Source organism: Pandoraea faecigallinarum (assembly GCF_001029105.3).
Taxonomy (GTDB): Bacteria; Pseudomonadota; Gammaproteobacteria; order Burkholderiales; family Burkholderiaceae; genus Pandoraea; species Pandoraea faecigallinarum.
Genome location: NZ_CP011807.3, coordinates 3,884,172 through 3,903,459, shown reverse-complemented (window position 1 = coordinate 3,903,459; position 19,288 = coordinate 3,884,172). Strand labels below are relative to the sequence as shown.

General features: G+C 64.9%; 14 protein-coding genes and 1 pseudogene. 9 read left to right on the top strand and 6 right to left on the bottom strand.

What is annotated here, in order from left to right; translation table 11 throughout:
- Position 1 precedes the first annotated feature (1 nt).
- Together AB870_RS17090 and AB870_RS17085 are read left to right on the top strand one after the other, a co-directional pair.
- Positions 2–3,100, top strand: a pseudogene (locus tag AB870_RS17090) (multidrug efflux RND transporter permease subunit); the annotation flags it as partial.
- 143 nt (positions 3,101–3,243) lie between these two features.
- The gene (locus tag AB870_RS17085; RefSeq protein WP_084663813.1) at positions 3,244–4,707 is read left to right on the top strand and encodes an efflux transporter outer membrane subunit; all 1,464 of its coding nucleotides are present in this window, start codon (positions 3,244–3,246) and stop codon (positions 4,705–4,707) included.
- A gap of 100 nt (positions 4,708–4,807) precedes the next feature.
- Here the strand turns inward: AB870_RS17085 and AB870_RS17080 are convergent, their stop codons facing one another.
- On the bottom strand, positions 4,808–5,407 hold the full coding sequence (locus AB870_RS17080; RefSeq protein WP_047905628.1) for a nitroreductase family protein: 600 nt from the start codon (positions 5,405–5,407) through the stop codon (positions 4,808–4,810).
- Positions 5,408–5,608: 201 nt separating this feature from the next.
- Between AB870_RS17080 and AB870_RS17075 the strand changes: the two genes are divergently transcribed.
- The 4 genes from AB870_RS17075 to AB870_RS17060 all read left to right on the top strand — a co-directional run bounded on the left by AB870_RS17075 (position 5,609) and on the right by AB870_RS17060 (position 9,260).
- Positions 5,609–6,562 carry a LysR family transcriptional regulator gene (locus AB870_RS17075; RefSeq protein ID WP_047905627.1) on the top strand — a complete coding sequence of 318 codons (954 nt, stop codon included), beginning with the start codon at positions 5,609–5,611 and terminating at the stop codon, positions 6,560–6,562.
- 216 nt (positions 6,563–6,778) lie between these two features.
- Positions 6,779–7,672: a LysR family transcriptional regulator gene (locus AB870_RS17070; RefSeq protein ID WP_047905626.1), complete on the top strand. Its 894-nt coding sequence runs from the start codon at positions 6,779–6,781 to the stop codon at positions 7,670–7,672.
- Between the two features lie 6 nt (positions 7,673–7,678).
- Positions 7,679–8,587 carry an autoinducer binding domain-containing protein gene (locus tag AB870_RS17065; protein ID WP_084663811.1) on the top strand — a complete coding sequence of 303 codons (909 nt, stop codon included), beginning with the start codon at positions 7,679–7,681 and terminating at the stop codon, positions 8,585–8,587.
- 409 nt (positions 8,588–8,996) lie between these two features.
- The gene (locus AB870_RS17060; protein WP_047905624.1) at positions 8,997–9,260 is read left to right on the top strand and encodes a DUF4148 domain-containing protein; all 264 of its coding nucleotides are present in this window, start codon (positions 8,997–8,999) and stop codon (positions 9,258–9,260) included.
- Between the two features lie 271 nt (positions 9,261–9,531).
- On the opposite strand, the gene AB870_RS17055 is transcribed toward AB870_RS17060, so the two are convergent.
- The 5 genes from AB870_RS17055 to AB870_RS17035 are packed head-to-tail and all read right to left on the bottom strand — an operon-like array spanning position 9,532 to position 14,709.
- Positions 9,532–11,019 carry an efflux transporter outer membrane subunit gene (locus AB870_RS17055; RefSeq protein ID WP_047905623.1) on the bottom strand — a complete coding sequence of 496 codons (1,488 nt, stop codon included), beginning with the start codon at positions 11,017–11,019 and terminating at the stop codon, positions 9,532–9,534.
- Between the two features lie 17 nt (positions 11,020–11,036).
- Positions 11,037–12,026 carry an efflux RND transporter periplasmic adaptor subunit gene (locus AB870_RS17050; protein ID WP_047905622.1) on the bottom strand — a complete coding sequence of 330 codons (990 nt, stop codon included), beginning with the start codon at positions 12,024–12,026 and terminating at the stop codon, positions 11,037–11,039.
- Positions 12,023–12,232 carry a DUF1656 domain-containing protein gene (locus AB870_RS17045; RefSeq protein WP_047905621.1) on the bottom strand — a complete coding sequence of 70 codons (210 nt, stop codon included), beginning with the start codon at positions 12,230–12,232 and terminating at the stop codon, positions 12,023–12,025. The genes AB870_RS17050 and AB870_RS17045 overlap by 4 nt, the downstream gene beginning before the upstream one ends.
- On the bottom strand, positions 12,229–14,232 hold the full coding sequence (locus tag AB870_RS17040; RefSeq protein ID WP_047905620.1) for an FUSC family protein: 2,004 nt from the start codon (positions 14,230–14,232) through the stop codon (positions 12,229–12,231). Before AB870_RS17040 ends, AB870_RS17045 begins: the two co-directional genes overlap by 4 nt.
- Positions 14,233–14,235: 3 nt before the next feature.
- Positions 14,236–14,709 carry a MarR family winged helix-turn-helix transcriptional regulator gene (locus AB870_RS17035; protein ID WP_047905619.1) on the bottom strand — a complete coding sequence of 158 codons (474 nt, stop codon included), beginning with the start codon at positions 14,707–14,709 and terminating at the stop codon, positions 14,236–14,238.
- Positions 14,710–14,920: 211 nt separating this feature from the next.
- On the opposite strand from AB870_RS17035, the gene AB870_RS17030 reads away from it, so the two are divergent.
- The 3 genes from AB870_RS17030 to nirD all read left to right on the top strand — a co-directional run bounded on the left by AB870_RS17030 (position 14,921) and on the right by nirD (position 19,266).
- On the top strand, positions 14,921–16,090 hold the full coding sequence (locus AB870_RS17030) for an acyl-CoA dehydrogenase family protein (RefSeq protein WP_047905618.1): 1,170 nt from the start codon (positions 14,921–14,923) through the stop codon (positions 16,088–16,090).
- A gap of 334 nt (positions 16,091–16,424) precedes the next feature.
- Positions 16,425–18,884, top strand: coding sequence for a nitrite reductase large subunit NirB (gene nirB / locus AB870_RS17025; RefSeq protein ID WP_047905617.1), 2,460 nt, complete (start codon positions 16,425–16,427; stop codon positions 18,882–18,884).
- 10 nt (positions 18,885–18,894) lie between these two features.
- Entirely contained in the window at positions 18,895–19,266 is a 372-nt protein-coding gene (gene nirD, locus AB870_RS17020) for a nitrite reductase small subunit NirD (RefSeq protein WP_047905616.1), read from the top strand.
- Positions 19,267–19,288 lie beyond the last annotated feature (22 nt).

Below are 19,288 nucleotides of genomic sequence, written 5' to 3'. Positions count from 1 at the left end.
AATGGCTCGTTTCTTTATCGATCGCCCGGTCTTTGCCTGGGTGATCTCGCTAATGATCACACTCGTGGGCGTGCTCGCGATCCGGGCTTTGCCGGTGGCGCAATACCCGGACATCGCGCCGCCGATGGTGAGCGTGTGGAGCAGCTACCCGGGCGCTTCGGCGAAGGTGGTCGAAGATTCCGTCACGGCCATCATCGAACGTCAGATGAACGGCGCGCCCGGCCTGATGTATACGTCGGCCACGAGCGGTAACGGCGAATCGTCCGTCAACCTCACGTTCCGCCAGGGCACCAGCCTCGATCTGGCGGCGGTTGAAGTGCAGAACCGTTTGAAGACGGTCGAATCGCGCCTGCCCGAAGTCGTGCGCCGCTATGGCGTGAAGGTCGAGCGGGCCGCCGACAACATCCATATGGTCGTCACGCTGTCCTCGCGCAACCCGGCCGTGGACGAGTTCGATCTGGGCGAGATCGCCGCGTCGCAGGTGATGAACCAGCTCAAGCGCGTGCCCGGCGTCGGTCAGGTGCAGTTCTGGGGCACCGAGAAGGCGATCCGCATCTGGCCGGATCCCGCGAAACTCGTGGCGCTCGACCTTGGCGCGTCGGACATCGTGTCCAGGGTGCGTGCCTACAATGCGCGTGTGACCATCGGCGACCTCGGTGCGGGGTCGACTCCGGCGTCCGCGCCCATCAACGCCAACGTGGTCTCCGACAGCGCGTTGTCGACACCGGAGGAGTTCGCGAACATTCCGCTGCGCGTGCGTGCGGACGGCTCGGCCATCAGGCTGGGCGACGTGGCGCGCGTGGAACTGGGCGCGTCCGACTACAACTACTCGGCACGCGTCGACGGCATGCCTGCGACCGCCATGGGCATCAAGCTCGCGGCAGGCTCGAACGCCGTCGAGGTGATGAAGGCCGTGCGTCAGGTGATGGACGAGCAGGCGAAGCTGTTTCCGGCGGGTGTCGAATATCAGATGCCCTACGAGACTGCCTCGTTCGTGAAGGTCTCGATCCAGAAGGTGGTGAAGACGCTGCTCGAAGCCATCGTGCTCGTGTTCCTCGTGATGTATCTGTTCATGCAGAACCTGCGCGCCACGCTGATCCCGACACTCGTCGTGCCGGTCGCGCTGCTCGGCACGTTCGGCGTGTTGCTGGGACTCGGCTACTCGATCAACACGCTGACGATGTTCGGCATGGTGCTCGCCATCGGCATTCTGGTGGACGACGCTATCGTCGTGGTCGAGAACACCGAGCGCATCATGGTCGAGGAGGGGCTCACGCCCTACGCCGCCACGGTCAAGGCGATGCAGCAGATCAGCGGAGCCATCGTGGGCATTACGGTGGTGCTGGTGACGGTGTTCGTGCCGATGGCGTTCTTCTCCGGCGCCGTGGGCAACATCTACCGGCAGTTCGCCGTAACGCTCGCGGTCTCCATCGGGTTCTCGGCGTTCCTTGCGCTTTCGCTCACGCCGGCGCTGTGCGCCACGCTGCTGCGTCCGATTGCCGTGGACCATCACGAGAAGCGCGGCTTCTTCGGCTGGTTCAACCGCACGTTCGCGGTGGGGACCGAGCGCTACACGCGCTCGGTGGACAAGACGCTGCGTCGCCCGTGGCGCGCGATGCTGGTGTACGGTCTGGTGCTGGTCGCAGTGCCCCTGGCGTTCATGCGCCTGCCGTCCGCCTTCATTCCGGAGGAGGACACAGGCAGCTTCATGGTGATGGCGTCGGAGCCGCAGGGGGCCACGTTGCCCGAAGCGATGACGGCGCTCAAGCGCATCGAGCACTATTTGATGCAGAACGAGCCGGTCAAACACGTGTTCGTGCTGGGCGGATGGAACGAGTTCGGCGCGGGGCCGGGCGGCGGCATGCTGTACGTCACGCTCAAGGACTGGCGCGAACGCACGTCCACGCATGACGGCGTGAATGCCATTGTCGATCGCGTCAACGAGAAGTTTGCCGGTCAGCCCGATCGCATGATGATTGCGATGAACAGCCCGGCGCTGCCGGAACTCGGCTCGTCGAACGGCTTCAACCTGCGTTTGCAGGATCGCGCGGGGGTGGGCAAGGAGGTGTTCACTGCGGCGCGTGACGACCTGCTGCGCGAGGCGGCGAAGGACCCTGTGCTCAAGAACGTGATTTTCGCCGGCCAGGGCGACGTGCCGCAGGTCGACGTGAGCATCGACCGCCGCAAAATGGAAGCGCTCCAGGTCGGCATGGACGACGTGAATACCACGCTCGCGACGATGTTCGGCTCGGATTACGTGGGCGACTTCATGCTGGGTGCGGAAAATCGCCGCGTGCTGGTGCAGTCGGATGGGCGTCAGCGCGTGAGTCCGGAAGATGTCGGCAATCTGCGCGTGCGCAACGCCAATGGCGAGATGGTGCCGCTCTCGGCCTTCGTCACGCTCCAGTGGAAGCTCGGCTCGCCGCAGCTCAAGCGCTACAACGGCTATCCCTCGTTCACGATTCAGGGCGAAGCCGCGCCTGGCAGGAGCAGTGGCGAGGCCATGGCCCGCATGGAGCGCTTGATGGCCGCGATGCCGGCCGGCATCGGTTACGAGTGGAGCGGTCAGTCGCTCGAAGAGCGTGACTCGGGCGCGCAGGCTCCGATGCTGTTCGCATTGTCGGTGCTGGTTGTGTTCCTCGCGCTCGCGGCGCTCTATGAGAGCTGGGCGATCCCGGCGGCGGTCATCATGGTCGTGCCGCTGGGCGTGATCGGCGCGCTTGGTGCGGTCAGTCTGCTCGGCATGCCCAACGACATCTATTTCAAGGTGGGGCTGATCGCGACCATCGGTCTGTCGGCGAAGAACGCCATTCTGATCGTGGAAGTCGCCAATGATCTGACGAAGCAGGGCATGGGGTGGCTTGAGGCCGCGGTGCAAGCGGCTCGCCTGCGTCTGCGTCCCATCGTCATGACCTCGCTGGCGTTCGGCTTCGGCGTGGTGCCGCTGGCCATTGCGTCGGGGCCGGCCTCGGGGGCGCAGCGCGCCATCGGTGTCGCGGTGCTCGGCGGGATCGTGACGGCCACTGTGCTGGCGATTTTTCTGGTGCCGCTGTTCTTCCTGATCGTCGGCCGCTTCGTGCGTCGCCCGCACAAGCGCGGCAACCCGGGGCGGGATGGAGTGCATGGAAGGAACGGCAAGGACGGCAAGGACGGCAAGGACGGCAAGGACGGCAAGGACGGTGATCGGGGCGGTGAGGGTCACCATGCGCCGCGTGACGCTGCACCGGCTGTCGAGGGGAAGGTATGACGAAGTTTCGAGCCCGCCTGCGCGGGATGACCATTGGCGCGGCGTGCTTCTTTGCACTGCTTGGCGGATGTACGCTCGCGCCGACTTACGAGCGTCCGGCGGCGCCGGTGCCCACAACCTACGAAGCCGTGCCGCCGCGCGGCGACGCACAACTCGCGCTCGCCGCCCCGCTTTCGGCGCAGGCGGACTGGGCGGAGGTCTTCACCGATCCGCAATTGCAGGGGCTGATTCGCAAGGCGCTTGCACAGAATCGCGATCTGCGTCTCGCGTCGTTGCGCGTGCAGGAGGCTCGGGCGTTGTATGGCATCGAAGGTGCGAATCTGCTGCCGGGCGTGCAGGCGGGCGGCGCGTTCTCCCGTCAGCGCTACTCCGGCTCGGCCGGACTGCCCGAGGGCACGAGCAGTATGCCGGGCGGATATGTCGCGAACGACGTGCGGGCGATCGTGGGCGTGAGCGCGTTCGAGCTCGACTTCTTCGGGCGCGTGCGCAGTCTGCGTGACGCCGCATTGCAGGAGTATCTGGCGAGCGAAGAGGCGCAACGCGCCGCGCAGGTCAGCCTCGTGGCGGAAGTCGCGACAGCGTACATCGGTCTGATTGCCGCCAACGAGCAGAGCGCTTACGCGCTCAAGGTGCTGGCAGCGCGCGAGGCGGGCATGAAGGTGATTCGTCTGCGCGCCGAGCGCGGACTGATCGACGGTCTCGATCTCAACACGGAGACGACGCAGGTCGAGGTAGCGCGCGCCGCGTTTGCCGAGCGTGAGCGTCAACGCAGCGAGATCGTGCACGTGTTGCAGGTGCTGACCGGCGACGTGGCCACGCGGCCGTACACGCAGACGTCGCTCGACAGCGCGTTCGTCGTGCCGGTCGCCGCCGGGCTGCCGTCGTCGCTGCTGATGCGCCGTCCGGATATTCGTCTGGCCGAAGCCAGGCTGCGCGGCGCGAATGCCAACATCGGCGCAGCTCGCGCGGCGTTCTTCCCGTCCATCAAGCTGACGACGGAGATTGGCACGGCCAGTTCACGCTTTTCCGACTTGTTCGGTGCGGGCACCGGAGTGTGGTCGTTTCTGCCACAGATCACCGTGCCGATCTTCGAAGGCGGACGCAACATTCAGGGGCTGAATCTGGCGAACGTGCGCAAGGAAATGGCGGTGGTCTCGTATGAGCGCGCCATTCAGACGGCCTTCACCGAAGTCAACGACGCGCTCGCGGCGCAGCAACTGCTCGCCCGCCAGCTCGAAGCGCAGAAGCGGGTGTCGGACGGCGAGCGCGAGCGGCTGCACCTGGCGCAACGTCGCTATGCGAACGGCGTGGCGAGCTATCTGGAATTGCTCGACGCGCAACGCAGCGAGTTCCAGGCGGCGCAGCAGTTGATCGACGTGAAGCAGCGTGTGCTGATCAACCACGTGGCGCTGTACCGCGCGCTGGGGGGCGGCTGGACACCGCAGACCGAGGCGTCCTGAGGCCGCATCGCCGCGTGTCGGGCACCAAATGAAACCCCGCCGGATCGAGCGACCCGGCGGGGTTTTTTCATGCGCTGGCGCTTACGTCATGCGAACGGGCTCAGAACGCAAAGCGGCCTTCCGATGCGATCCTGGCGAGCGGCTCGCGCGGGCTCGGCACTTCGCGGGCGCGCAGACCTTCGGGCAGGGCGTTCACGTCGCCGCCCGGACGTCCGATGGCGATGGCCGCTTCGATCTTGTACTTCGACGGCAGATCGAGTTCGTTGCGGATCTTGTCGTGCTCGATGCCGGCCAGACCGTGCGTCGCCCAGCCCGAGAGCGAGGCTTGCAGCGCGAGGTAACCCCACGCGGCGCCCGCATCGAAGCTATGGGTCGAGGCGGGCACTTCCTTGTCGCTGCCCGGGGGCGTGAGTGTCGACTTCGAAATCACGAGGACGATGGCGGCGGCATGTTTTGCCCAACTCTGATTGAACTCGTTGAGAAAGCCGACGAATTGTTCCCAATGCGGCGTGCCGCGGCGGGCGAACACGAAGCGCCACGGCTGCGCGTTGTAGGCGGACGGGGCCCAGCGGGCCGCTTCGAAGAACGACAGCAGCGTGGCTTCGGGAATCGTTTCATCCTTGAATGCACGGGGCGACCAGCGGGCGACGAACTGCGGGTCGATCGGGTGGTCGGCCTGACGGGTGTTGATATCGGTCATGCGAATGTCTCGTGGGCAAATGGCAAGATACGGGATACGGAAACCTGCGACGGTCTCCGGCGGGTACGGCGGTGTTCCGCGGAGTGTCGTCGAATAAGCGCCCGGTTGAGCCTGAGCGGGCCGCTAGGATACCGTGTGCGCGGCCCGATCCCAACCAATATCGGCGCATGTCCATATCACCTGGCGATATCATCCGGGGTCATGAACACATTGAAGAACATGCGGATCTTCGTGCGCGTGGCCGACGGCGCCAGCTTTGCCGGGGCCGCCCGCGCGCTCGACATGACCACGCCTCAAGTATCGAAGGCCATTTCCGAGCTTGAAGCGCACCTGCGAACCCGCTTGCTGCATCGCACGACGCGCAAGCTTGCGCTCACTGACGCGGGCAGGCGCTATCTGGCCCGCTGCCGGGACATCATCGCGTTGGTGGATGTCTCGGAGGCCGAGGCCGGCGCCGCGAGCGCCGCACCAAGCGGCACACTGCGCCTGCACGCGCCCGCGAGCTTCGGACAGGTATTCGTGGTTCCCGCGCTGGCGCGTTTTCTGGAGCAGTACCCGGACGTCGAGGCGGACCTGCTGTTGTCCTCGCGCGTACCCGACCTGCTGGAGGAGAACATCGACGTCTCGCTGCGTCTGGCGGCGTCGCAACTGCCGGACTCCGGACTGGTATCGGCGCGTATTTGCCGCATGGCGTCGGTATTGTGCGCCTCGCCGCAATACCTTGCGGAGCACGGAACGCCCGCCTCGCTCGACGCTCTGGCGCAGCACACGCGCGTCAGGCTGAACGCGCCGCACTACACCGTGGAGCGTTGGCTTTTCGACGGGCCGGGCGGCCCGGTGAAGTTGCCGATTCCGCAGGCGCGCCTGCGAGTCAATACCGCGGACTCGCTGACGGCGGCGCTTGTGAGCGGTTGCGGCGTGGCCCCGGTGCCCCTGCTTTCCGCGCTGGCGGCATTGCGCAACGGCTCGCTCGTTCGTGTGCTGCCCGAATACGAATTGCAGGGAACGGACGTGTATGCACTCTACGCCTCGCGACGCTATCTCGATGCGAAGGTCAAGACGTGGATCGAGTTTCTCCGGGCGTTTGTCGAGCAGGTGCTCGCGGCGCCAGACGCCGCGGCGATAGCGCAGCTACCGCAATCAGCAGGCCGATAACCAGCGAAACGCCCAAAATCGCGTTGTTGCCCAAACGCTCGCGTGCCACGGTGTATCCCCCCGCCGCGACGGCCGCGAGCGCAAATGCCGGCGTGAGCAACGTGCCGAGCGCGTGTGCATAGGCGTCGCGCGTTGGCAACGCAGCTGCATGGTGGGCCGGGTCCATCTCTTGGTAAAGTCTTGGCATCTTATCCGGTTCATAAGGAAAACTTTGGGATGCGTCGCCTGAATCTGGATCAGCTTCACACATTTTCCGAGGTGATCGACGCGGGCAGTTTCTCCGCGGCCGCCGCTCGCCTCGATTTGTCGCAGCCCGCCGTGAGCCTTCAAGTCCGCCAGTTGGAGCAGCGCCTGAACGTCAGACTCATCGAGCGTGTCGGCAAGCGGCTCAAGCCGACCTCGGCGGGGCAGAGCTTGCTGGAGCATGCGCGCCGCATCGACGCCGCCGTCGAAGACACCATGCAGGCGCTCACGAGCCACGCACGCGGCGTTGCGGGCGAAGTCGCAATCGGCACGGGCGCCACCGCGTGCATCCATTTGCTGCCGCCGATGCTGCGCGCCATGCGCAAACGCTACCCGTCGCTCGACATTCGCGTGAGCACCGGCAACACGGACGACGTCGTGAGCGCCGTGACGGAGAACCGGCTCGACATCGGTCTGGTCACGCTGCCCGCTGCTGGGCGCAGCCTGCACGTCAAACCGGTCTTGCGCGACGACTTCGTTGCCATCGCACCGGCGGGCGATCGCGAATGGGCGCAGGAACTCTCACCGCACGCGCTGGCCGCCGCGCCCATGGTCGCGTTCGAAGCCGGCAGCAGCACGCGGCTGCTGATCGACGAGTGGTTCCTGCAGGCGGGACTGCGCGTGCGCCCCGTGATGGCGTTGGGCAGTATCGAGGCTATTAAGGAGATGGTGGCTGCCGGCCTGGGCTATGGCATCGTGCCGCGCATGTCGGTCAACGCGGTTCATTGCCGCCGCGGATTGCGTATATCTGCACTGACGCCGGCATTATCCAGAACGCTGGCGATCGTCGTGCGGAAAGATAAACCGCTTACGCCGGGATTGCGAAAAGTCCTGTCGGCATTGGAGGCATTGGGCTGCGACGTGTGAAATTCAATGCGAAAATCATTCGCACTCCACGTGAAATGGCATTGTTGTTTTATTGGGCAAATTTACTCCCCGCAAAGGGCAAAGCTCAGACTACAATGCGCGAATATCGGCATTCCACCGGCAATTATTGAGAACGTGCAACTCGCAATGCATCACAATCTTTATCGATACGAGGGGCTGCTAGGTGCCCGGTCGGTCGAGGCGCTGGACGCCGAGTTTCAGAAACTGACGCAAACGCTGGAATACGATGCGTTGTTCTATGCCCCGCTATTGCCGCGCCGTGAACGCGAGGCCGCTGCGTTTCAGATGGACGATCAGTTCATTTCCGCGCAAGGTTTGCCGAGCCGTCATATCTTCACGACATTTCCGCCGGCCTGGATCGAGCGTTATCAGAGTGCGGGATACGCCGAAGTGGACCCGGTGCTCGTGGCGGCGAATCTGTCGCCGCTGCCGATCCTTTGGCGAACGTTCCTGACGCAAAAGCGCCCCCATCCGATCTTCGCGGACGCACGTGCGCACGGACTGGGCTGCGGGGTGTCGATTCCGATCTATGGGGCGGCGGGCGAGCGCGCGATATTCAGCGCCGCGACGGGGAAATCGCCGGAGGAATCGGCCGAACTCGAAGCACGCATGATCGGGGAGATCTATCTGACGGCGTTATATTTCCATCAGGCGATTCAGCAACTGGACATGCAATGGGTGGCGAGCCGAAGCACCGGCAAGCTCAGTCCGCGCGAGATCGAAAGTCTGCTGTGGGCGGCACGCGGCAAAACGGCCTGGGAAATCGGTTTGATTCTGAAAATCTCCGAGCACACCGTGACGTTTCACATCAATAACGCCAAGCGCAAACTGGGCGCCGTCAACCGGCATCAGGCGATTGCCGCCGCGATCAGCACCGGCCTGATTTCGCCCTGACGTTCCGTTCGGGGTTTTCCTCTCGAAATTTCCGCGATTCATCGGTTGGCCGTGAGCGCTTTTGATTAGCGCTCACGCGCTGCTGTTTGCTTGCGATTTTCGATGGCCGGCATACTCGTTTTTCACCCGCGACGCTTCGTCGATTCTCACCAGATGAAATAGCGGAATCATCGGGCGCGCTGCGCTATTTCACAATTTGCGCCGGGTTCGCTTCAGGCCTGCTTTGCATCGTTTTCGAGACATTTCGATGCCGGATTCAGCCGATTTCACACCATTTCCGAAACAGTGTGTTGTCGCTTTGCGGCTGGTTCATTTCTAGGGGAAAACTATAATTTACTCAGGGCGAAAACTGATTGGTTAGCGGTTTTCGCTTCCCTGACCAAGACATGAACGATAAAAGGAGTTTTCCATGAACAAGAACCTGTTGGCTGCCGTTGCGCTGGTTGGCCTGAGCGCTGTCGCCGCCTCGGCTTTTGCTGCCGATCAATCGAGTGGTGTGACCCGTGAACATGTGCGTGCCGAATTGCAAGCCGCACGCGAGCTTGGTCTTTCGCCGGTGACGGAATTCAATTTCCCGTACACCTATGAGCAGTCGGTGCAGTTGCAAAAACGTACGGCCGAAATTGAAGCTGCGCGGCACGCCGCTGTTCCGCAGGCCCCGATGGCAAACTAAGGCAGTCTGACGTTCGGCAAGCCTGCCGGATTGTCGATGCCGTTGTTCGAGTTGTACCCAGGTCGTATTCAAGCTGTACCCAAACCGCACCCCGATTCGCGCTGGCCCCGCCGGATTCCGTCATGAATCTGCCCGCGCCGCGCCTATCGTGGCGACGGTTCCCACGATGCCCGCGTGCATCATTTGCCACAGCCCCGCCCGAGGATTCCCTCCCGACGGGGCTTGTGTGTTTCTGGAGGGCCAGCGTCACGAAGACGCCGTCGGCCCAATTTCAATGTGGGTGCGTGGCGCTCTCGGCGTGGGATTCGTTCGGCACGTCGTCATGCGCGCCCGCACCGGAATGGCTCGATTGCCATCCGCCTCCCAGTGCCAGGAACAGGTTCACCTGATCCATCGCGACCTGCGTCTCCGACGCTGCCAGGGCCGCTTGCGCACTCGCGTGCGTGCGTTCGGCGTCGAGGCTGGTCAGATATGGCGCGCGTCCTGCCTGATAGAGCTTGTGATTCTGCTCGGCGGCGGCGCGCGATTTGTCGCGAGCATCGCGCAACGCCGCGTCACGCTGCAATTCGCGCAGGTAAGCGGAGAGCGACGTTTTCGTTTCCTGTACTGCCTTGAGCACGACGCCGTCGAAATGCGCGAGCGCGGCGTCCGCACCGGCTTCCATACCCTTGATGTGCGCACGCACGCCGTTGGTCGGTAGCGACCACGAGATCATCGGCCCGAGCGTCCACTGTTCCGTACGCCCTTGCCCGAAGTGTTCCAGCAACCCGTTCGCGCCAATCGACGCACCAATACGGATCGACGGGTAAAGATCCGCGGTTGCCACACCGATCCTGGCCGTGGCCGACGCCAGTTCGCGTTCGGCCTGGCGCACGTCGGGGCGGCGCTTGAGTAGCGCGGTGCCGTCGCCGAGCGGCAGCGGTTGCGCGAGTTGGGGGATGCGACGGCATTGCGCCGCGTCGGCGTCGAGCGTGCCGGGCACCTTGCCGAGCATCACGGCGAGCCGATAGGCAGCGGCTTCGTGCTGCGCGCGGAAGTGGGGAAGCGCGGCGCGCAGCGTGTCCGCCTGCGCCTGTGCCCTCAGCAGATCGGTCGGCTGGTTGCGACCGGCGTCGACGAGCTTGCGGGTAATGGCGACACTGCGCTCCTGCAACTTCAGTTGTTCGTTGGCGATGTCGTATTCATGATTGGCGGCGCAGCCTTGCAGGTATGCGCGCACGGTTTCGGCCGCCACGCTCACACGGGCGACGTCCAGCGCGGCCTGACTTGCCTGCGCGGCAGCGAGTGCCGCTTCGTCGGCACGTGCGAGCTTGCCAAAGAAATCGATCTGATACGAAATACCGAGCGTGGCGACCGCGAGGTTGGCCACCGGCAGTTTCTCTTCCTGCAGAAGACTCTCGCCCGAAATCTGGGCGCGCAGCGCCTCGGCCTGCACGCCGCCCTGCGGCAGATTCTCCGATTCCACTTCGTGATACATCGCCACGGCGCGCTGCACGTTCGCAAGCGCCACCCGCACGTTCGTGTTGGCGGCGAGCGCCTGCCTCACGAGCGCGTCGAGCTTGGGATCGTCGTACAGTTTCCACCAGTCTTCGGGCACCGCCTCGATGGAGACGGCGTTCGCCACGGCTTGTTGCGAGCCGTCGACAAGTGCGCCATTCGCCTCGGGTGAACGCATCGCCGCGCGATCCGGCAGGTGATAATCGGGGCCGACCGTCGTGCATCCGGCGACGAGCGCGGCAGCGGCGGCCACGGCGCTCATCAGGAGAAAACGCGGCTTCACTGGCGCTCTCCCGCCTGTGCAGTGCGCGCGTCGCCTTGCGGCCCGGCGGCCAGCGACGTTGCCTTCGCGGGCGTTGCGCCGCCGGATTGCGATGCCGCTTTCGGCTTGCCGCTCGGGTCTTTGTCCTGCACGACGCTCACCGTCGCCGTGCGGCCGGCAACGAGGCGCATGTCCTTGGGCACGTCGTCGAGCGCGATACGCACCGGAATGCGCTGGGCGAGACGTACCCAGTTGAACGTCGGGTTGATGTTCGGAAGCATCGACGCGCCGCTGGTGCGGTCGCGGTCTTCGATGCCGGCCACGATGCTTTGCACGTGGCCGTGCAGCACATGGTGCTCGCCCATCAGGCGAATCTCCACCTTGTCGCCGATATGGATGCCGCGCATCTTCGTTTCCTCGAAGTACCCTTCGACATGCAGCGAGTTGGCATCGACCATCGACAGTACCGGACGGCCCGTGCTCACGTAGTCGCCCACGCGCGGCAGCCGATCGTTCAGGTAGCCGTCTGCCGGTGCGAGCACACGCGTGCGTTCGAGGTTGAGTCTGGCGAGGCGCACGGCGGCGTCGGCCTGCGCGACGGCGGCTTCGAGAGACTCGACTTTCGCCTGACCGGCTTCGACGACTTCCTTCGCGACGACTTCCGTCAACTGACGATTGCGCGCGTTCTCACGACGCGCCTGCGCGAGCGAGGCGCGTTGCGCGGCGGCGTTGGCTTCGGCCTGCTGCACCGCGAGCGTGTACCGATCGCGGTCGATGACGAACAGCAGATCGCCACGGTGGACCTGCTGGTTGTCCTTGACTTCGACATCGGTAATGAGACCGGACACGTCGGGCGCGACCTGCACGATGTCGGCACGAATGCGGCCGTCACGCGTCCACGGGGCGACGGTGTAGTAGTCCCACAGATGCAGCAGCACGTAGATCGCGACGCAGGAGACGGCAAGCGTCAGGACGACGGGGCCCAGAGAGCGAAGTTTCAGTTTCATGGTTGACAGGCGCGCGCAATGGCGACGATGCCGCCCAGCGCGATGATGTACACAGCAAGGTTGAATAACGAACGGTGCCAGACGAGCTTGTAAAAGCCGATGCGTGCGAGTACGAAGCGCAACGCGCCCGTGAGCACGAAGGCCACGACCATCAGGGCCAGCAGCATCGGAACGAAGACGCCGTAGATGTCGATTTCGCCGCTCATTGAGCACTCCCGGTTGTGGTGGCGGGGAACAGCGCGACGTGGATGTCCATGAGCGACGCGCGCGCACTGCGCGAAGTCTGATCGCTATGGGCCACAAGCGAGCGCACCGCGCCCAGCAGTTTGTCTTGCAGCGTGGTGGCGTCCGGTTGGCGCGCCGGGTCGTCGAGACGCGCCTGATAGAAGCGCGCCACGTCGGTAAGCGCGGCCTCGACGGCATGGCGCTGCGATGGATTCAGATGCGGCAGTTCGCGTTGCAATGCGAGGGCCGAGAGCTCGACGCGCACTTCCGTGAAGCCGTCGCTCGATGTCTCGCTCTCGCTTGCCGCCAGACGCGGCACCAGTTGCCCCAGCCGGTCGAGCAGGCGCGCACGCAGGCGGTTGTGCTCGCTGACCGAGCGTCCCACCGCATTCTTCGCAATGTCGCGCCAGCTCGAATGGATCAGGCGGCGCATGGCCACGCGCGTGCCGAACGGGCGCGTCTGCAACGTCCACAGCAGGGCGAACAGCACCCCGGCGAGACCTGCAAGGTTGCTGTTGAAGAAAGCCGGGAAGTCGGCGCTGTATCCGCCCTGAATGCCGACGAAACTCGCAGTGTTCACGGCCACGAGCATCGCAACCATGGTGAAGCGCGGCTGCGGAATGAAGGTGCCGAGCAGCAGATACGGCACGGCGAAGAGAGCGACGAGCAGACCGAAGTCGTGCGCGTTCGTCAGAATGAAGAAGACATAGACGGCCGCGAACACCACGCACACCGCCGTCGCCCAGAAAAACGAGCGGATGAACGGTGCGGGCTCGTCCATCGCCGCGAAGAAGCAACAGGCGACTGCGCCGAGCGAGACGGCGGATGCGCCGTCGTTCCAGCCGGTGTAGACCCAGGCCATGCCCATGAGGAACGTGCATAGCGCGGCGGAGACGGTCGAGAACAACAACAGGCCGTGATCGTAGTGGCGCGCGCCGCCCAGTTGCCAGTATGGGAAGGCGGGGACCCATTCGGGGGCGCCGTCCGGCTGACCGAACCGGCGTTGCAGCGAGGCGCAATCCTGCCAGAGCTGCACCAGCGAGCGTAGACGGTCTTCCGTTGCCGCGACCAGTGCGCCGTACCAGTCCGAGGCCTCGCCGGCGGAATGCGGCGGCTTGAGCAGGTGGGCGGGCGCGGGCGAGGGGGCGCCGCGACGCAGCCATGCCACGACCTCGGCCATCTTCGCTTCGAGCGCTTCGGGCGCGCCCTTCGGGTGTCGGCGCAGCGCGTGTACGAGCGAGGCCACCGTCGAGAGCACCGGCATCATCATCGTCATGCGTCCGCGCAGTTCCTGCGCGTCGCGCACCCGCTCGGACGTGTCGGCGTCGTAGGACAACTGGCTGATCAGCTGGTCGAGCGCGAGGATGTCGGCCGCCATGCGGTGACGGCTCATGTGGCGCGTGGCCTTGCCTTCCGGATCCGCGGAGAGCATGTCGGTGGTCCAGCGCGCGGCGTCGACGAGCCAGCGCGACGAGCGGTCGTGCAACACTTTGGCCACGCTCGTGGGCAGGATCACGGCGCCGACCACGCTCGCGCACACGATACCGAGAATGATCTCTTCGGCGCGCGCAATGGCGATATCGAAAATGCCCGACGGCGTATTCACCGCAGGCAAGGCGATCAGCGGCAGCGTGTACGACGCGAGCAGAAACACATAGCTGCGCGGCGAGCGATGCAGTAACGAGATATAGAGCAGCGTGCCCGTCCAGACGCCGACGGCGGCCATCAGCAGTTCGGGGGTATCGACGAGCGCGGGCACGAAGGCGATGGCGGCGGCGGCGCCAAGCAGCGTGCCGAGAACGCGATACAGCGCCTTGGAGCGCGTCGCGCCGGTGAGCGGATGCGAAACGATGTAGACCGTTGCCATCGCCCAGTAAGGGCGCGGCAGGCCGAGAGCGAGCGCGATGTAGAGCGCCAGCATCGAGGCGAGGAACGCCTTGATCGAAAAAATCCAGTCGCGTGAGGATGGCCAGGTAAGCACGGTTTACTTCTTGGGAAGCTCCATCGCGAGCATGGACCCCTCCGGGTCGGCCGCGCGGTTGAGCGTATCGAACACGCGCAACACCGCCTCGAAATCTTCCCGGGGGATGTTCGCGAATACCTTGGCGCGCAATTGACTGAGTTCGAGTTCGAGCTTCCCGGCGAGCGCATCGCCGGCCGCGGTCAGACGCAGCGCGTTGGCACGGCGGTCGCTGGCATCGACTTCACGCACCACCAGCCCGGCGGCGCACAACTGATCGAGCAGGCGCACGAGCGACGCGCCTTCGAGACCGACATACTCGGCAAGCTCGACCTGACGCACACCCTGGCCAAGACGGCGGATGAACAACAACGGGCCTGCGCTCGCCGCGGAAATTCCGTATTCGACGATCGCGCCCTGCGATAACTGACGCCACTGTTTGCCCGCCAGCAACAAATGGCTGGTGAACACGAAGCGGAGCGATTCCAAGGAGGTCATGGTGAAAGATTATATGTTAACTAATAATTAGGATGCTAGTTAATGGACTGTTGCCCAACGCGCGGAAATGATGGGAAGGATGCGCGCGGAAAATCGTGCGCAGCCATGCGCGGCGCGCCTGGCGCCGGGGTGCGCGGGTAAGATAGCGAGACTCGCGCGGCCGACGGCCGCCTGGCAGACAAGTGTTACGACATATTTCAAGGGACGCCCGATGACATCGAAGGGACTGGATCGCGAATCGTTCGAATTGCTGCTCGCCGCCGTGCAACGCTTTATCCGCGAGCGGCTGGTGCCCGCCGAGGACGACGTGGAAGCGAACGACGACGTGCCCGCCGCCATCGTCGACGACATGAAGGAAATGGGATTGTTCGGTCTGTCGATTCCCGAAGCGTTCGGCGGCATCGGCCTGTCGATGGCTCAGGAAGTGCGCGTGGCCTACGAGTTCGGGCAGACGTCGCTGGCGTTTCGCTCGGTGTTCGGCACGAACGTGGGAATCGGCTCGCAGGGCATTCTGATGGACGGCACCGACGCGCAGAAACGCGATCTGCTGCCGCGCGTGGCGAGCGGCGAACTGATCATGTCCTTCGCGCTCACGGAGCCCGATGCCGGGTCCGACCCCGCCGCGCTCAAGACGCGGGCCGTGCTCGACGGCGACACCTATGTCATCGACGGCGTGAAGCGTTTCATCACCAACGCGCCGCGCGCCGGGGCGTTCACGTTGATGGCGCGCACCGGAGGCGAGGGCGCGGGGGGCATCTCCGCGTTCATCGTGCCGGCCGACACGCCGGGCCTGTCGCTGGGAAAACCGGACCGGAAGATGGGGCAACGCGGCACCAGGACTTGCGACGTCGTGCTGCAAGGCGCGCGCGTGCCGGCGGCGAACGTGATCGGCGGCGTGGCAGGCCAAGGCTTCAAGACGGCCATGAAGGTGCTCGACCGCGGGCGTCTGCACGTGGCGGCGCTCGCGTGCGGCATGGCGCAGCGCATTCTCGACGAGTCGGTGGCGTACGCGCGCGAGCGCAAGCAGTTCGGCCAGCGCATCGGCGACTTTCAGCTGGTGCAGGCGATGCTCGCCGACAGTCAGGCCGAACTCTATGCCGGATGGTCGATGGTGCAGGACTGCGCCGCGCGCTACGACGCGAAGCCCGCGGGCACGCGCGATGCCGACGTCAGCATGCGCGCTTCCTGTGCGAAGCTCTTCTGTACGGAGATGGCCGGGCGCGTGGCCGACCGTGGCGTGCAGGTGCACGGCGGCGCGGGCTACATCAACGAGTACAAGGTCGAGCGCTTTTATCGCGACGTGCGTCTGCTGCGGCTGTATGAAGGCACCACGCAGATTCAGCAACTCATCATCGGGCGCGCCCTGATGCAGGCCTCATGATGGTGCGCGTGGCGCGATGGCGTCACGTCGTGCACTGGTGCGGTGCGGCAGATTTCGTTCCACTCTCGGACGATTCCCATAGACAAATTTCCGTCTTCTCCTTGTCCGGCAACGCCTTGCCCGGGGTAATGCCCTGCCTGGCACGCTTGTTGCGTTAGCAATAACGCCAGCGGCAAAGGCGTCGCCGGCAACGAATTCAGGTGCGGCGTCGGGCGGGAGCGCCCGCAACGCACCCTCAGGACAACGGCGTCCCTCCGTGCTTCGGCATGGACGGACGCCGTTTTGTTTTTCGGGCGCCGCGCGCGATTCGGGCGGTGCAACAGGAGAAGACAGCATGGGCAAACCTCGTCTGGTCGTCATCGGCAACGGCATGGCCGGCATCCGCACGCTCGAAGAGTTGCTTGAGATCGCGCCGGACCAATACGACATCACCGTATTCGGCGCGGAGCCGCACCCGAACTACAACCGCATCCTGCTCTCGCCGGTGCTCGCGGGCGAGCAGTCCTTCAAGGACATCGTGCTCAATCCGCTCGATTGGTACGCGCAAAAGGGCATCACGCTGCATCTGGGCAAGGAGGTCACGCAGATCGACCGCCCGCGCCGCGTCGTGCGTTGTGCCGACGGCACCGAAGCGCCGTACGACCGTCTGCTCATCGCCACCGGTTCCACTCCGTTCATCCTCCCGGTGCCGGGCCGGGATCTCGACGGTGTCATCAGCTATCGCGACATTCGCGACACCGAGATCATGATCGAGACGGCGAAGGTCAAGCGTCACGCGGTGGTGATCGGCGGCGGACTGCTCGGGCTGGAAGCGGCCAACGGCCTGAAGCTGCGCGGCATGGATGTCACCGTCGTGCATCTGGCGTCCACGCTGCTCGAACGTCAGCTCGACTGCACCGCGGGCAAGCTGCTGCAACAGTCGCTCGAAGCGCGCGGACTGGCCTTCCGGTTGTCGCATCAGACCTCGGAGATTCTCGGCGACGAACACGGCCGCGCGCGTGCCGTGAAGTTCGGTAACGGCGAGGAAATCGCGGCGGATCTCGTGGTGATGGCGGCCGGCATCCGCCCGAACACCGCGCTCGCCGAAGCCGCCGGCCTGCACTGCGCGCGCGGCATCGTCGTGTCCGACACGCTGCAAACCTACGACCCGCGCATCTACGCCGTGGGCGAGTGCGTAAGCCATCGCGGTGTGGCATACGGTCTCGTCGCGCCGCTCTTCGAGCAGGCCAGGGTGTGCGCGAACCACCTCGCGCTCATGGGCATCGGCAGCTATCGAGGTTCGGTGCTCTCGACGAAGCTCAAGGTCACCGGCATCGACCTGTTTTCCGCAGGCGACTTTCTCGGCGGCGAAGGCACCGAGGAGATCGTGCTCTCGGACCCGGCCAGCGGCGTCTACAAGAAGCTTGTGATTCGCGACGACAAGCTCGTCGGCGCTTGCCTGTATGGCGATACGGCCGATGGCGCGTGGTACTTCAAGCTGCTGCGAGAAGGGCGCACGCTGGGCGAACTGCGTGAGCGCATCATGTTCGGCGAGTCGAGCGTGGGCGACGTCGGCACGCAGGGGCAGAACCGCGCATCCGCCATGGCCGATACCGACGAAGTCTGCGGCTGCAACGGCGTGTGCAAGGGCACCATCGTCAAGGCGATCACCGGGAAGGGCCTGTTCACGCTCGACGAGGTGAAGAAGCACACCAAGGCTGCCAGCTCGTGCGGTTCGTGCGCCGGCCTGTGCGAACAGATTCTGATGAGCACGCTCGGTTCGACTTACGATGCGGCGCCGAAAGAGAAGGCCGTGTGCGGCTGCACCGGCCTGTCGCATGCCGACGTGCGCCGCGCCGTGCGCGAGCACCGCCTGACTACGCACCGTGCCGCTTTCGACTTCCTCGAATGGCGCACGCCGAACGGCTGTGCGACGTGCCGTCCGGCACTCAATTACTACATGCTCAGCACGTGGCCGAAGGAGGCCGTTGACGACCCGCAAAGCCGCTTCGTCAACGAACGCGTGCACGCCAACATCCAGAAGGACAACACGTTCTCCGTCATTCCGCAGATGAAGGGCGGCGTGACGAATGCGAGCGAACTGCGCCGTATCGCGGATGTGGCCGACAAGTACCGGATTCCGATGGTCAAGGTCACGGGCGGTCAGCGTATCGACTTGCTCGGGGTGAAGAAGGAGGACCTCGTGAACGTCTGGCGCGATCTGGGCATGCCGTCCGGTCACGCTTACGGCAAATCGATCCGTACGGTGAAGACGTGTGTGGGCAGCGAGTTCTGCCGCTTCGGCACGCAGAACAGCACGCAGATGGGCATCGACCTGGAGACCATGCTCGCGAACATGTGGTCGCCGCACAAGGTGAAGCTGGCGGTGTCGGGTTGCCCGCGCAACTGCGCCGAAGCCGGCATCAAGGATGTCGGCGTCATCGCGGTCGAATCGGGCTGGGAGTTGTACGTCGGCGGCAACGGCGGCATCAAGACCGAAGTGGCGCAGTTCCTCGTCAAGGTGAAGACGGCAGAGGAGGTCAAGGAATACACGGGCGCATTCCTCCAGTTGTATCGCGAGGAGGCCTACTACCTCGACCGTACCGTGCACTACATCGACCGTGTGGGCCTTGACTACGTGAAGCAGAAGGTGGTGAGCGATGCGGCGAATCGCCGTGCGCTGTACGAGCGCCTGCTGTTCTCGCTCGATGGCCTGCCCGACCCGTGGCAGGCGCGCATCGACGGCACGCAGGCCAACGAGTACCGCCCGCTTACGGTGGCGAGTGCGCCGGCTGCCGAAATCACGACTGCCTGAGGAGACCGTCATGGCCCCAACCCAACCGATCTGGCTGCATGTGTGCGCCGTGAATGCGATTCCGCGTCTGGGCACGCGCGTGCTGACGCATGCGGGCGGCGACATCGCCCTGTTTCGCACCGAGAGCGACAGCGTCTTCGCGTTACGCGACAGGTGCCCGCACAAGGGCGGCGCGCTCTCGCAAGGCATTGTGCACGGCGAGAAGGTGACGTGTCCGCTGCACGCCTGGAACATCGGTCTGACGACGGGCGAAGCGTGTGCGCCGGATATCGGCTGCGCGCGGCGCTTTCCGGTGCGGATCGACGCCGGTGAGGTGTACCTGTCGTTCGACGAGACGACGGGCAGCGGTGCCGCCGAGACGCTCGGCGGCGTGACTGCCTGACTGGCGTCAGCCGATCGAATCC

What these genes read in the sequence shown, in the direction of transcription:
- AB870_RS17085 (WP_084663813.1), top strand. Translation starts at nt 3,244, where the DNA reads ATGACGAAGTTTCGAGCCCGCCTGCGCGGGATGACCATTGGCGCGGCG.
- AB870_RS17080 (WP_047905628.1), bottom strand. Translation starts at nt 5,407, where the DNA reads ATGACCGATATCAACACCCGTCAGGCCGACCACCCGATCGACCCGCAG.
- AB870_RS17075 (WP_047905627.1), top strand. Translation starts at nt 5,609, where the DNA reads ATGAACACATTGAAGAACATGCGGATCTTCGTGCGCGTGGCCGACGGC.
- AB870_RS17070 (WP_047905626.1), top strand. Translation starts at nt 6,779, where the DNA reads ATGCGTCGCCTGAATCTGGATCAGCTTCACACATTTTCCGAGGTGATC.
- AB870_RS17065 (WP_084663811.1), top strand. Translation starts at nt 7,679, where the DNA reads ATGCGAAAATCATTCGCACTCCACGTGAAATGGCATTGTTGTTTTATT.
- AB870_RS17060 (WP_047905624.1), top strand. Translation starts at nt 8,997, where the DNA reads ATGAACAAGAACCTGTTGGCTGCCGTTGCGCTGGTTGGCCTGAGCGCT.
- AB870_RS17055 (WP_047905623.1), bottom strand. Translation starts at nt 11,019, where the DNA reads ATGAGCGCCGTGGCCGCCGCTGCCGCGCTCGTCGCCGGATGCACGACG.
- AB870_RS17050 (WP_047905622.1), bottom strand. Translation starts at nt 12,026, where the DNA reads ATGAAACTGAAACTTCGCTCTCTGGGCCCCGTCGTCCTGACGCTTGCC.
- AB870_RS17045 (WP_047905621.1), bottom strand. Translation starts at nt 12,232, where the DNA reads ATGAGCGGCGAAATCGACATCTACGGCGTCTTCGTTCCGATGCTGCTG.
- AB870_RS17035 (WP_047905619.1), bottom strand. Translation starts at nt 14,709, where the DNA reads ATGACCTCCTTGGAATCGCTCCGCTTCGTGTTCACCAGCCATTTGTTG.
- AB870_RS17030 (WP_047905618.1), top strand. Translation starts at nt 14,921, where the DNA reads ATGACATCGAAGGGACTGGATCGCGAATCGTTCGAATTGCTGCTCGCC.
- nirB (WP_047905617.1), top strand. Translation starts at nt 16,425, where the DNA reads ATGGGCAAACCTCGTCTGGTCGTCATCGGCAACGGCATGGCCGGCATC.
- nirD (WP_047905616.1), top strand. Translation starts at nt 18,895, where the DNA reads ATGGCCCCAACCCAACCGATCTGGCTGCATGTGTGCGCCGTGAATGCG.